Genomic DNA, 12,841 nt, shown 5'->3' with positions numbered 1-12,841 from the left:
CGGTCGGTAACAACGCTAAATGCCAATCACGAAAAGGTCACGGACCGATTTATTGGCACATTCGTGCAGAAAATCCCTTGATCAACAGGGGTTTCACCAGGTGGCAGGATCGAAATAAGAACTTCGGAACAATGAATTACACGCACGTGATGTGGGGATGGTCACAAAATAACCTGGTGCAGGCCTCACAAACCGGACGAATCAAATGCGTCCGAATCGCACCGAATCCGAAGTGTGACGTTATCGGTCGTCGTCGTTCGGTGCGAAATCGATTCCGGTTTCCTGCTCGATGAGGTGCCGGAACGGCTCGAGATTACGCAGCGATTCACCTCGTGACACGCGCCACTCCCATTCACGCTTGATGGACGTGATGAACCCGATTCCCAGAATGATATTGAAATCGTAGTCAGCGGCTTCGAGAACCTGGCCGAGCACAGCGTCGAGTTCCTCTGCGGTGACGGAATGCTCCGAGATCCGGCCGACGAGATAGATGTCGCCTACCTTGTCGAGCGTGTACGCCACTCCGTACAACCGGCGATTACGCCGCAACAGGTACTTGTAGACGCCCTCGAAGTTCTCGTCGGGCTTGCGGCACACGAACGCCTCGACACGAAGACCGTGCGTGCCCACCGTCAGCAGTGTGGTGGTCTTCAGCTTGTTCTCGCCGGGTAGTTCGACCACGAAGTGGCCGCCCTCCTTACGCGAGAACTCCAACTCCCGCTCGCGCAGTGCCGCGTCGATCAGTTCGCTCAGCCGTTCGCTCACGCCTTCACTCCGCTCGTACGACGCAACTTCCACAATCCACGCTGCCTGCGCAGCGAATGCTCCGTCGAACCGAACGCGCGGTTCCGGCGCATCCCCGCCCGCCGATAGCTCTCGAGCAGACCGTCCGCGGTGTGCTCCCACGAGAAGTTCTCGGCGTGCTTCGGCGCGGCCTCCGCGTATGCGGCCAGCCTGCCCGGGTCGGAAACGAGCGATCCCAATGCAGCCGCCCAATCATCGATGCGATGCCCTTCGACGAGCACACCGGTCTCGCCGCCCCGCACCGCGACACCGAGTCCGCCGACGTCGGCGGCAATCACCGGCGTACCGCATGCCTGCGCTTCGATCGCCACGAGCCCGAAGGACTCCGAATAGCTCGGCACAGCAACAAGATCAGAGGCCCGATACACCTGTGCGAGGCGGTCGGACGGCTGCGGGGGCATGAACGTCACCTGTGCGGCGATCCCGAGTTCACGGGTGAGTTCGATCAGCGAATCCGGTCGTTCGAGACCGCTCCCCGACGGACCACCGACGACGAGCACACGCAACGGAACGTCGGGCGCATCGGCAATCGCCTGGGCCGCTGCACGCAGCAGCACATCGGGAGCCTTGAGCGGCTGGATCCGGCCGACGAACGTCACGATCGTCTCGCGAGGATCGAGCCCCAGCTGGGCCCGCGCCGCATCCCGGTCACCCGGGCGGTAACGCGACAGGTCCGCGCCCGGCGCGACGACGTCGATCCGAGACGGATCAGCGCCGTAGATGCGTTCGAGCGCGGCAGCTTCGTCGGTGGTGTTCGCGACCATCCGGTCCGACTCCGCGACCACCTGTTGTTCCCCGATCTGCCGTGCGGCAGGTTCGGGTTTGTCGCCTGCTGCGAGCGAGGCGTTCTTCACTGCGGCCAGCGTGTGCGCGGTGTGGACCAGCGGCACCCCCCACCGGTCGCGAGCGAGCCACCCGACCTGTCCCGACAGCCAATAGTGCGAATGCACCAGATCGTAGTAGCCCTGGGGATGCCGGGCCTCCTCACGCAGCACGCCCGCCGCGAAGGCGCACAGCTGCGTGGGCAGGTCGTGTTTGTCCAGGCCTTCGAACGGTCCTGCCTCGATGTTGCGCACCAGAACGCCGGGAGCGGCATGCTGCACGGCCGGATCGGCAGACGACGTCGCACGCGTGAAGATCTCCACTTCCACGCCGCGACGTGCCAGCTGGATCGCGGTCTGCAGGACGTACACATTCATGCCGCCGGCGTCACCCGTGCCGGGCTGCGCCAGCGGTGAGGTGTGGACCGATATCACGGCCACGCGGTGCGGGCGGCTGGGCTGGGACGTCACCCCTCCATACTGCCTTGCGTCCCCTTCTCGCGAGGAATCGACCTCCCCCGCCCACACCACAGCCACCCAGCCGCAGCCGCCTATCCGTCGACCGACTCGACGAACTCGGTCACCTCGGCCACGAACCGCGCAGGATCCTCGACGAACGGACCGTGATCGACACCCTCCCAATACGACGTCGTCGAGTTCGGCAGCAGCGACTCGGCGTGCCGCGCCGCTGCGATGTCGACCACGGAATCCGCGGTCCCGTGCAGCAGCAACACCGGGATGTCGAGGCTGCGAAGCAGCCCATCGTTGCCCGCGGCCCGATCGAACAACGCGGCACGCACGTGCGGAGCGGTGCTCAGGGATGCTCCGAACAGTGCCTGCGACACCACTCCCTTGCCCTCCGGCGGACCGGTCAGCGCAGTGCCGAACGAGCCGAGCGCCGCGATCGCCTCCTTGGGTTTCTCGGACATCGCCGCAGGGATCGCTGCGCGCATCGCCGGCCCGGCCTTCCCGCCCTTCTCGCCACGTCCGATACTCGTGATCGCGCCGACGAGCACGACACCGGTCACATCAGCCGAGCCGTGCACCGCGAGGTAATCACAGATCACCAGGCCGCCGTAGGACCACCCCAGCAGCACCGCGTTCTCGGCGCGTTCGGCTTCGAGCACCGCGTGCACGTCGGCCGCCCAATTCTCGGAGTTGTCATAGCCGTCGCGCGGGACTCCGCTGTATCCGTGCCCGCGCAGGTCCACCGCGATCACCCGGAAGCTGCGTGCGAGACCGCCCAGGACTTCCTCGCCCCAGCATCGCGACGACTGCGCCCAGCCGTGCAGGAGCACGAGCGGGCGGGCGGATTCCTGCCCGAACGTGCGGTACACGATCGGGGTGCCATCGTTGCTGAGGACTTCTCGCACTGTCATGGCGGTCACTGTAGCCGCGCGCGCAGGTGGATCCCGGCCGCGCATGTCACTGCGATCAGGCCTGCCGCGACACCCACCCCGTATCCCGCGCCCGCGTCGATCCGGTCGATGACCTGGCCCACGAGGGCCGACCCCGCGGCCACGCCCACACCGAGACCCGCGACGGTCCAGGTGATCGCCTCGGTGAGCCGACCGGACGGCACGATCTGCTGCGTGAGCGAGGTCGCGACGATCATCGTGGGCGAGATCGCCGAGCCCGCGAGCAGGTACAGCGCCGCGAGCATCGGCACCGACCCGGCAAGCAACAAAGGCCACAGCAGAAGCGCGACCAATGCCGTCGCGATCAGTAACTGACGGGTCAGCGACGATGTCGTCACCCGCGCACCGAAGACGATGCCGCTGATCGCCGAAGCGAAAGCGAACAACGCCACCACCACTGTCGCTGCGCCTGGAACACCGTGTTCCGCAGTGAACGCGACCCCGACGACGTCGATGACCCCGAAGATCACACCCATCGCAAACATGACGACGATCAGCGCGACGAGCACCGGCAGCCTCAGGAGGTTGACACTGGGCATCTCGGGCGTGCGGGACCTCACGGGCGGCTCCGTTCCGCGCAACCCGGCGAGAACGAGGGTGCCCACGAGCAGCAGGACCGCGCCCAGCAGGGGGCCGGCCTCGGGAAAAAGCGCAATGCTGAGTCCGACGGACAGGACCGGGCCGACGATGAAGCACAGCTCGTCGATCACGGCCTCGAGAGCGAACGCGGTGCGCAACTGAGGGGTTCCGGCGTACAGCTGGGTCCAGCGGGAACGCACCATCGCCCCGATCGTCGGCATCAGGCCGGCCGGTATCGCACACAGGAACAGCAGCGGTACCGGCCACTCGAACCGCACACCCAGGAGCATCGTGAGGGTCGCGGCCGCACTGATCGCGGCGGCCGCGGGCAGCACGCGGTACTGGCCGAGCCGGTCGACGGCCCGCGACACCAGGGGCGTCAGGACGGCGTACGACAGCGCGAACACCGCGGACAGCGCACCGCCGAGCGCGTAGTCGCCGCGTAGCTGCGAGAACATCGTGACGATGCCGATCCCGATCATGGCGATCGGCAGGCGCGCGACGAACCCCGCCGCGCAGAACGCGACGGTGCCCTGGGCGGTGAACAGAGTGCGGTAGGAACCGCCGGGTCGCTGGGACACCTCGGTGGAATTTCCTCTCTCGGTACCACGCACGGCCGTACCGTGCCAGCATGCAGCGTATGGGCGTTCTGGTCTGCTTCCACGCGCACCCCGACGACGAGGTCTTCACGACGGGTGGCGTCATGCGGCTCGCTGCCGACGCGGGACATCGCGTGGTCCTCGTCGTGGCAACGGACGGTGCCGCCGGCGAACACCCTTCCGGGCTGCTGGCGGCGGGTGAATCGCTCGCGGATCGTCGGATGCGGGAGCTCGAACGATCCGCGGAGGCCCTCGGGGTAGCGCGGCTCGTGCCGCTCGGATATCCGGATTCCGGGATGGCGGGGACCCCTGAGAACACCAATCCCGAGGCGTTCGCGAATGTCGACGTGGACGAGGCGGCCACCCGGTTGGCCGCGATCATCGAGTTCGAACGCGCGGACTCGGTCACCATCTACGACGCCCACGGCGGCTACGGGCACCCCGATCACATACAGGTCCACAACGTCGGAGTGCGGGCTGCGGAGGCGACCGGCCACGACGCGGTGTACGAATCCGCCATGAACCGCGATCACCTACGGCGACTGCTCGCGGCGAATCCCGAGGTCACGGGTGAGGCGCAGCCACCGGACCTCGACACGTTCGGCCTACCCGAATCCGAACTGACCACCGAAGTCGACGTCACAGGCACCATTGCCGCGAAAGTCGCAGCCATGCGTGCCCACGAGTCTCAGATCGGCGATTTCGGTCCGATGCTCGGTATGACCGAAGACCAGTTGCGGGCCGCGTTCGGAATCGAGTGGTTCCGGCGGCGCGGCGCAGCACCGGGCCTCCAGGAGACGTCGCTGCGGTTGTGAAAGGGATCCACCCTACGAAAGGCGAGAATCTGTGGAACAACGAATCACCGTCACCCGCTCGATCGCTGCGCCACCGAGCGCGGTGTGGGCGGTGCTGACCGACCTCGACTCCGCTCCGGACACCCTCCGCGGCGTCACCGCCGTCGAACGTGTCGAGGGTGGTGGCGAGTACCGGGTCGGGACCCGGTGGCGCGAGACACGGGTGATGTTCGGCAAATCCGCGACCGAGGAGCTGCAGGTGACGGAGTCGGTGCCCGAGCAACGCACCGTCATCACGGCCGAATCCGGCCGCGCGCGCTACCGGACGGTCATCGAGCTGACACCCACCGCTACGGGGACGGATCTGACGATGGAGTTCTCCGGCGATTCCGGACCCCTCGGTGCCGCAGCGCAACTGCTGATGACGGTCACCGGACCACTCGCGAAACGCGCGACGGCGAAATCGATGCGCCAGGACCTCGAGGACATCGCTGCGGTCGCGGAACGACTGGGTTAGACGGATGTCGCTGCTCAGGCGGTACCGCGAAGGCGGTGCGACGCTGCCGTTCGGTGATCTGCTCACCGCGCACGACGTGGCAATGGAGGGCTACTTCTGGAGGTTCACCCAGCCCGAGACAGGTCGGGTGGTCATCGCGCTGTGCGGGATCAACCGGGCGCCCGACGGGAACTGGGCGACACTCGGGCTGGCAGCGCATCCCGGCGGATTCCTCCGTACCGGGGCGCATCCGGAGGGCACCGCACATCCGAGCAGGTTGGGTGCCCTCGCCGGGACCGCATTCAGCGGCGGCGCGGACCGCGTGCAGATGGATCTCGGGCACGACGCACAGCTCGACGTCCGCATCACCCCGACCCTGCCGTGGCCGCGGCGCCGATTCGGTGGTTCGAGCGTGTTCCAGTCGGTGCCCGCATTGAATCAGTATTGGCATCCGTGGCTGCTCGGCGGGCATGCGGAGGGTCGCGCCGTGCTGGGCGATGCGGTGTGGGAGCTCGACGGCGCCCAGGTGTACGGCGAGAAGAACTGGGGACGCGGCGGTTTTCCCGACTCCTGGTGGTGGGGGCAGGCACAGGGATTCGAGGATCCGTCGGCGTGCGTCGCCTTCGCCGGCGGCGAGATCCACACCGGCCCGCTTCGCACCACCGTGACGGCGGTCGTGGTGGCACTGCCCGGTGGGCGCGTCATCCGGCTCGGCAATCCGGTGGTGTCCCCGATCCGCGCCCACGTCACCGACGAATCGTGGTCACTGCGCGGCGGAAACCTGCGGTGGAGCGTCGAGATCGAGGGGAATTCCCCGCTCGGACGTGCACACGTGTTGCCAGTACCGCTTCCCGCGGAGCGCCGCAATGTGGCCGGTTCGATCGAGCATCTGGCCGGAACGCTGCGAGTGACAGTCCGGGAGCGGGGCACCGTGGTGTGGGAGGACGAATCCCCGCTCGCCGCACTCGAACACGGAGGCCTCGAACGGGCGGAGACCGAACTCCGTCGCCGAGGGTCGAAACCGGACGCAACAGACGCATCCCCCTCCCCGCCGTAACGAATCCGTAACTGTCGCTAACGGATACATGTTCGTCGACGACGATCTCCATGAACCCACCGCACCGTGTCGTGAAGGAAGGTGAGATGTTGACGAACCGCCGAATCGGAGCATCGATCGCTCTCGTTGCCGCCGCAGCCCTGCTCACCGCATGCGGTGGCAGCGACACCACGACCACCCCCACGACGCCTGCCGCGCCGATCACGACTCCGGCCGACGCCGACCAATTGCAGAAACCCGACCCCGCCGAGCGAACACCGGCACCGGGAGCGACCGAGATCGTCCCGGCGCCGGCACCTGCCGAGGGCACAGCCCAACCCCAGGTCTCACCTATCCCCGACACCCCCCTTGCCTCACCGGTTCCGGAAGCGTCGGCACCGCAAGAGACCACCGGTCCCTGCATCGACCCGACCTCGCCCATGGTCACGGACGCGCTTGCCTCGCTCGGCAATACGGCGCCGGGCGGGAACCCATGGATCGCGGGCGCCTACTCGGACGTCACGGGTTCCTGCGGGGAGTTGCTGTGGCTGATGGCGGAAACACCGGGTGGGACGGCAAGTTCACCGTCGCACGTGGTGTTCTTCCGTGACGGCACCTACCTCGGCACCGCAACCTCTGATTCCTACTCGTACACCGAAGTGGTGGGCGCCGGCGGGCCGACGGTGTCGGTGCAGTACCGCTGGCTCGCCCCGGAGGACGCGAATTGCTGTCCGTCCGGTGGACCGGCCGTCATCGACTACACCTGGGACGGATCGCAGGTGGTGATGGGGCAGCCGCTGCCGCAGGAGATGCTCGATTCCTACGGCCCGCGGTAGCGGTGGCCGCACTGTCGGCCGATCAGAGCACCGGACTGCCTCATGCCACAGGCTGTCTCATGCCGCGACTCGTCGCATGACACCGAGCGGATCGGAGTACAACGAACTCAGCGAGACCACTCCCGCAGCGTGGGCCTGCACCCTGTTGCCGAACCCGGTGATGTGAACGTCCTTGTGCGGCAGGGAAGATGCGCGCTCGAACGCTTTCGCCACGTACGCAATTCCTTCGGGGTACTCGGTGAAGGCCTGTCCACCGAGAACCACGCGGTCGGGGTTGAACAGATCGCGCAGGATCGCGACGGTCCGTCCGAGCGTAGAAGCGCGGTCGACGAGAATGGCACGTGCCGCTTCCGACCCTTCGCGTGCAACTCCGTACAACGCCCGGATCGACTGGTCGCCGCCCGTGAGCACCCCTTCGTTGCGGGCACGTTCGAGCACCGCCTGGTCGCTGATCGTCGCTTCGAGGCATCCGGTACCACCGCACGTGCACCGTGCCGACGAACCGGTGGGCAGGTGGGAGATCGACCCGGGCCCGGTCGTCGGCGTATGGACCTTGCCGTCGAATGTGATGGCAATACCGGCTGTTTCGCGCGCGTAGATGTAGAGACCGGCACCTGCTGTGTCGCCGGCAGTCTTGTTCGGGGTCAGCAGGAGTTCTGCGGCGGCCATCGCCTCGACGTGCGCCGCCACCGACACCGGCAGACGCAGGCCGAGGCCCACGGCCTCGCCGACACGGGCCTGCGACCAGCCGAGCCGCGGATGGTCGACGATTCCGGTCGCGGAGTCGACGCGCCCGCCGATCGCGACACCGGCCCACAGCGCAGTACGGCGGTGCCACCGCGAGACGAAAGCCTTGGCACTGGCTGCGATCGACGCGAGTGCGAGGTCCTGATCTCCGCTGGGCGTGGGTATCTCGACCGCACCGATGATCCTGCCGCGCAGGTCGGCGGCGACTATCCCGGTGGTCACGGCGCCGATGTGGATTCCGACGGTGAGAAACGGTTCGTGGTCGACCTCCACCGGAATCCGCGGACGGCCGATGGCGCCGGACTCGGTGAGGTCGGCACGTTCGCGCAGTAGTCGGGCAGCGAGGAGCGCGGACACCTGCCTGTTCACTGTGGCGATGCTCAGGCCGGTGGCCTTGGCGATCACATCGCGGGAGATGGGGCCGCGATCGGCCGCGACACGGAACACCGATCCCGCGGCGCCGTCGGCGATGCGCAGGTCGGGGGCTACGATCCGCGCCTGCGCCTGACCCCGTCGGGAGGCCAGAGCGAGCGATGCGGGGCGGGAGAGATCGGTACGGGACAAAGCTGGGCGGGGTGACGCTGAGCGGGACAGGGTGGGAGCTGACACGTGTGGGTTCCTTGCGACTCGGTCCCGGGCGCCTCGACGCGAGCGTGATGCTCGAACGCGAGTGAATCGACCCGGAGTTGGCACGATACGGACATCGGCGCGCCCGACCTCGACGTGCACTGGGCACGTGAGTGAAGGATTCCGGAGTGGAAACCGGGGTCGGCGCGGATCTACCTACCGCAGCAACGACAACAGAGTTCGCGAGCCAGAGGCAGCCGGGATCCCAGAGCGGCGGTCACGTATGTGACGCGCGGGGCGGCGACTCGACCAGGCGACATGCCACGAAGGCTATGTCACGGTTCGGATTCTCCACAACCGGAAGGGAAATAGTCCTGTGACGGCGCGACGATCATGCCTGATCGCCACCACTCGTCTCCCCGCGCATTCCCCGCATCGAAGGCCTACGTGCGTGCAGCTCGGGCCGCCTCCGTCTCCTCCGACAACGGCGCCACGAGCGCAGCTTCCCACGCGTCGACCAAGGCCGACAGCTCGGCATGCGCCGGAGGTCTGCGCATCGCATCGCACCGCGACAGCGCTCGGACGATGCTTTCGTACACGAGATCGAGACGCTGGTCGACCACATCAGGCGGGAGGTGCCCGGCCGACGTTCTCAATGTGCGGTCGACGAGGTAACCGTTCGACGTCGACATCGCGGCAGCCACATGCTCGGCGAGCCTGCCTTCATCGAGCAGCCGGTAGAGCATCGCTACATAGTGGTTGTTCCGACAGACCGTGTTCGCCAGCGGCTCCGCGACGGCCCACAGGGCCTCGCGGGTCGACAGTCCATGGCCGTCCTGAACGAATCGCCGAACGAGCGCGCCGCGCTCCGCGTCGACCGCGGGGAAGCGATGGTCGGCCACCGCGCCGAGCAATCCGTCCTTCGTGCCGAAGTAGTAACCGATGACCGACGAATTGTGCTGACCGGCCGCCTTCCGAATGTCGGCGAGGGTGACACCGTCGTATCCGCGCCGCGCGAACAGTTTCTCGGCGGCTTCGATCAGACGGATGCGGGTTCGCTCTCCCGAGTTGTACCGCCCGCGGCTCATCGTCATGAAAACCGACGCTAGCGCCGGTTACGGCGATCCGCACGGCAAGCGCATCGGGGGCAGGTGCAGCCGGAGAATCGGTCGGGCACGTCAGCGCCGTCGGCACTACGATTCGGCGTATGACCATTTCTACCGATTCCCGTATTGCCGTCGTCACCGGAGCGTCCTCCGGCATCGGAGAAGCCGCCGCACGGACCCTCGCGGCTCAGGGCTACCACGTGGTGGTCGGTGCACGACGCCTCGACCGGTTGCAGGCGCTGGCCGACGAGATCGGCGGAACAGCCCTCGAACTGGACGTCACCGACGAGGATTCCGTGGATGCGTTCACGACGGTTCTGCCGCGTGTGGACGTACTGGTCAACAACGCCGGTGGCGCGAAGGGCCTCGCCACGGTGCTCGACGCCGTCGAGGACGACTGGCGGTGGATGTGGGAAACCAACGTCATCGGCACCTTGCGCGTCACCAAAGCGCTGCTTCCCAAGCTGATCGATTCGGGCGACGGACTGATCGTCACGATCACTTCGGTCGCCGCGTTCGAGGCGTACGACAACGGATCCGGATACACGACGGCCAAGCATGCGCAGGCAGTGCTGCACCGCACACTGCGCGGGGAACTTCTCGGCAGACCCGTCCGCCTCACAGAGATCGCTCCCGGCGCAGTCGAGACGGAGTTCTCGCTGGTCCGCTTCGAGGGCGATCAGGACCGCGCCGACAAGGTGTACGAGGGCATCACCCCGCTCGTCGCGCAGGACATCGCGGAGATCATCGGGTTCGTCGCGTCGCGTCCGTCGCACGTGAACCTCGACCAGATCATCGTCAAGCCCCGCGATCAGGCAAGTGCGGGGCGGTTCAACCGCACCACCGGCTGACAGTCGTCCTGCGGCAGTAGTCTCGCGAGGTATGCAGCAACAACGCCTCTCGCCCGGTCCCCTGCTCGACGAGAACGGCACGCTCGCAGAAGCCGGTTGGGCTGCGAGCGAAATCCGCGTATACGAGCGGACCCGTGTCGCGGCGTCGAGGCTGCGGATCAAGGAGTGGGACTACTACTGCGTCCTGTCGGACGGCGAGGCGGGCCCGTACGGCATCGCGTTGACGGTCGCCGACAACGGATACATCGGTCTGCTCGGCATCAGCTGGCTCGATCTCGCGGGCCGCACGGAGGTGACCGAGAACAAGCTGGTCCCATTCCCACTCGGACGGATGCACCTGCCGAGCAGCGCCGACGTCGGCGACGTCGTGATCCACCGCGGCGCGATGCGGATCGAGTACCGGAACGAGGGGCGGGCGCGGCGCCTGATCGTCGACCACCCGGGGTTCGGCGGTGGTCGCGGGCTGTCGGGTGAGTTGTTGTTGTCGCAGCCACCGATGGATCGCATGGCGATCGCCACGCCGTTCCCGCACGCACCGAAGGCGTTCTACTACAACCAGAAGATCAACTGCCTGCCCGCGTGGGGTTCGATCAGGGTCGACCGCGCGACCCACGAGTTCGACGCGACCAGCGCATTCGGGGTCTTCGACTGGGGGCGCGGGGTGTGGACGTACGACAACACCTGGTACTGGGGTTCTGCCTCCGGGCTCGTCGATGCCGTTCCGTTCGGTTTCAGCATCGGCTACGGCTTCGGCGACACCACCGCGGCGAGCGAGAACATGGTGTTCCACGACGGGGTCGCGCACAAGCTCGACCGCGTGCATTTTCATCGCCCCGCCGACACCTACGACGGCGCGCCGTGGCGGTTCACGAGCAACGACGACCGCTTCGAGATGGAGTTCGACCCCATCCTCGATCGTGCCGCAGACGTCAATGCCGTGGTCATCCGCTCGACACAACACCAGGTGTTCGGCCGCTACACCGGGTTCGTGTTGCTCGACGACGGTACCCGAATCGAGGTCGAGAACCTCCTCGGATTCGCCGAAGCGGTCCGCAACCGCTGGTGACGGTCAGATCACGCAGTTGACCGTCACGGGCTCGGGGTGCAGCCGCACGCCGAACACGTCCTCGACCCCGTCGCGCACCTCGCGGGCGAGTGCGACGAGATCCGCGGTGGTCGCCGACCCCCGATTGGTCAGCGCCAGGGTGTGCTTCGTCGACAGGCGTGCGGCTGCGTCGTCGCCCGGGAAACCCTTGACGAACCCTGCACGTTCGATGAGCCATCCCGCCGACAGTTTCGTGCCGCCGACCGCGGCGTACCGGGGAATGCGGACATCCATGCCGACGTGCTCTGTGATCGCCGCGAGAACACCCGGCAACCGGTCGTCGGGCACCACAGGGTTGGTGAAGAACGAACCTGCACTCCACGTGTCGTGGTCGTCGGGGTCGAGCACCATGCCCTTGCTCCGGCGCAGCGCGAGCACCTGGTCGCGCACCTGTGCAGTGGGAAGTCGTTCCCCTTCCTCGGCACCGAGCGAGGTCGCGAGTTCGCGATAGCCGAGAGGGGCGCTGAATCCGTCGGGACGTACATCGAGTTCGATCTCGAGGACGACCGCGTCGTCGGAGTGTTTGAGGACGCTGGTTCGGTATCCGAGTCCGAGCGCCTCCGGGCCGACCCACTCGTCGATGCCGCTGCTTCGGTCCAGCAGTCGCACGCGCCGTAGCACCGACCCGACCTCCACGCCGTACGCCCCGACATTCTGCACAGGGGTCGCGCCGGCGGAGCCCGGGATGCCGGAGAGGCATTCGAGGCCTCCGACTCCGGCCGCAACGGTGCGTGCCACGACGTCGTCCCATCCGGCTCCGGCCTCGGCGCGGACTGCCCCGCCGCCGACGTCGACACGCGAGTTCGAGATCTTGACGACCACACCGGCGAATCCGTCGTCGCCGATCACGAGATTCGACCCGCCCGCGAGAACGAGGACTGGGACGTTCTCGGCGTCGAGGCACCGCATCACCTCGATCAACGTCTCGGTCGTGTTGCAGTCGGCGAGGTAGTGGGCGGGGCCGCCGAGCCGCAGTGTCGTCAGCGTCGACAGCGGCACGGATTCGGTGACGGCGGCTCCCGCGTCGACGAGCCGGGCCCTGATACGTGGATCAAGCACCTGCAAACGGTAGCGTGCCGGAT

At 67.1% G+C, this 12,841-nt stretch carries 13 protein-coding genes; 6 read left to right on the top strand and 7 right to left on the bottom strand.

Annotation, left to right across the window (positions count from 1 at the left end; genetic code table 11):
* Positions 1-240 precede the first annotated feature (240 nt).
* The 4 genes from Q7514_RS17750 to Q7514_RS17735 form a co-directional block, all read right to left on the bottom strand.
* Complete coding sequence (locus Q7514_RS17750; protein ID WP_330134608.1) at positions 241-765, bottom strand: type III secretion system chaperone family protein; 525 nt, start codon at positions 763-765, stop codon at positions 241-243.
* Positions 762-2,096, bottom strand: coding sequence for a D-inositol-3-phosphate glycosyltransferase (mshA, locus tag Q7514_RS17745; protein ID WP_330134607.1), 1,335 nt, complete (start codon positions 2,094-2,096; stop codon positions 762-764). Before mshA ends, Q7514_RS17750 begins: the two co-directional genes overlap by 4 nt.
* 80 nt (positions 2,097-2,176) lie before the next feature.
* The gene (locus Q7514_RS17740; RefSeq protein WP_330134606.1) at positions 2,177-3,004 is read right to left on the bottom strand and encodes an alpha/beta fold hydrolase; all 828 of its coding nucleotides are present in this window, start codon (positions 3,002-3,004) and stop codon (positions 2,177-2,179) included.
* A gap of 5 nt (positions 3,005-3,009) precedes the next feature.
* Complete coding sequence (locus Q7514_RS17735; RefSeq protein WP_330134605.1) at positions 3,010-4,203, bottom strand: MFS transporter; 1,194 nt, start codon at positions 4,201-4,203, stop codon at positions 3,010-3,012.
* Positions 4,204-4,262: 59 nt separating this feature from the next.
* Between Q7514_RS17735 and Q7514_RS17730 the strand changes: the two genes are divergently transcribed.
* From Q7514_RS17730 to Q7514_RS17715, 4 genes are all read left to right on the top strand, one after another.
* On the top strand, positions 4,263-5,036 hold the full coding sequence (locus Q7514_RS17730) for a PIG-L deacetylase family protein (protein WP_330134749.1): 774 nt from the start codon (positions 4,263-4,265) through the stop codon (positions 5,034-5,036).
* Between the two features lie 31 nt (positions 5,037-5,067).
* On the top strand, positions 5,068-5,532 hold the full coding sequence (locus Q7514_RS17725) for an SRPBCC family protein (protein ID WP_330134604.1): 465 nt from the start codon (positions 5,068-5,070) through the stop codon (positions 5,530-5,532).
* Between the two features lie 4 nt (positions 5,533-5,536).
* Entirely contained in the window at positions 5,537-6,568 is a 1,032-nt protein-coding gene (locus Q7514_RS17720; protein ID WP_330134603.1) for a tocopherol cyclase family protein, read from the top strand.
* 86 nt (positions 6,569-6,654) lie between these two features.
* Positions 6,655-7,383 (top strand): LppP/LprE family lipoprotein, encoded by a 729-nt coding sequence (locus Q7514_RS17715; RefSeq protein ID WP_330134602.1) that lies wholly within the window; start codon positions 6,655-6,657, stop codon positions 7,381-7,383.
* A 57-nt stretch (positions 7,384-7,440) separates the two neighbouring features.
* Here the strand turns inward: Q7514_RS17715 and Q7514_RS17710 are convergent, their stop codons facing one another.
* Together Q7514_RS17710 and Q7514_RS17705 are read right to left on the bottom strand one after the other, a co-directional pair.
* Positions 7,441-8,739: an ROK family transcriptional regulator gene (locus Q7514_RS17710; RefSeq protein ID WP_408016122.1), complete on the bottom strand. Its 1,299-nt coding sequence runs from the start codon at positions 8,737-8,739 to the stop codon at positions 7,441-7,443.
* A gap of 401 nt (positions 8,740-9,140) precedes the next feature.
* A complete protein-coding gene (locus Q7514_RS17705; protein WP_330134601.1) occupies positions 9,141-9,791 on the bottom strand; it encodes a TetR/AcrR family transcriptional regulator in 651 nt (216 codons plus the stop codon).
* A gap of 113 nt (positions 9,792-9,904) precedes the next feature.
* Between Q7514_RS17705 and Q7514_RS17700 the strand changes: the two genes are divergently transcribed.
* On the top strand, positions 9,905-10,654 hold the full coding sequence (locus Q7514_RS17700) for an SDR family oxidoreductase (RefSeq protein ID WP_330134600.1): 750 nt from the start codon (positions 9,905-9,907) through the stop codon (positions 10,652-10,654).
* A gap of 31 nt (positions 10,655-10,685) precedes the next feature.
* Positions 10,686-11,720 carry a DUF2804 domain-containing protein gene (locus tag Q7514_RS17695; RefSeq protein WP_330134599.1) on the top strand — a complete coding sequence of 345 codons (1,035 nt, stop codon included), beginning with the start codon at positions 10,686-10,688 and terminating at the stop codon, positions 11,718-11,720.
* A 3-nt stretch (positions 11,721-11,723) separates the two neighbouring features.
* Here Q7514_RS17695 and Q7514_RS17690 read toward each other — a convergent pair whose 3' ends face one another.
* Complete coding sequence (locus Q7514_RS17690) at positions 11,724-12,818, bottom strand: UDP-N-acetylmuramate dehydrogenase (protein WP_330134598.1); 1,095 nt, start codon at positions 12,816-12,818, stop codon at positions 11,724-11,726.
* Between the last annotated feature and the right edge of the window lie 23 nt (positions 12,819-12,841).

The sequence above is a fragment of the Rhodococcus artemisiae genome (genome assembly GCF_036327795.1).
Taxonomy (GTDB): Bacteria; Actinomycetota; Actinomycetes; order Mycobacteriales; family Mycobacteriaceae; genus Rhodococcus; species Rhodococcus artemisiae.
The sequence above is the reverse complement of the archived record's forward strand: the minus strand, read 5'-3'. Positions and strand labels throughout refer to the sequence as shown.

Bases quoted from the DNA above. Each gene is read 5' to 3' on its own strand.
- Q7514_RS17740 (WP_330134606.1), bottom strand. From the start codon at position 3,004: ATGACAGTGCGAGAAGTCCTCAGCAACGATGGCACCCCGATCGTGTAC.
- Q7514_RS17730 (WP_330134749.1), top strand. From the start codon at position 4,263: ATGGGCGTTCTGGTCTGCTTCCACGCGCACCCCGACGACGAGGTCTTC.
- Q7514_RS17720 (WP_330134603.1), top strand. From the start codon at position 5,537: ATGTCGCTGCTCAGGCGGTACCGCGAAGGCGGTGCGACGCTGCCGTTC.
- Q7514_RS17715 (WP_330134602.1), top strand. From the start codon at position 6,655: ATGTTGACGAACCGCCGAATCGGAGCATCGATCGCTCTCGTTGCCGCC.
- Q7514_RS17705 (WP_330134601.1), bottom strand. From the start codon at position 9,791: ATGACGATGAGCCGCGGGCGGTACAACTCGGGAGAGCGAACCCGCATC.
- Q7514_RS17700 (WP_330134600.1), top strand. From the start codon at position 9,905: ATGACCATTTCTACCGATTCCCGTATTGCCGTCGTCACCGGAGCGTCC.
- Q7514_RS17695 (WP_330134599.1), top strand. From the start codon at position 10,686: ATGCAGCAACAACGCCTCTCGCCCGGTCCCCTGCTCGACGAGAACGGC.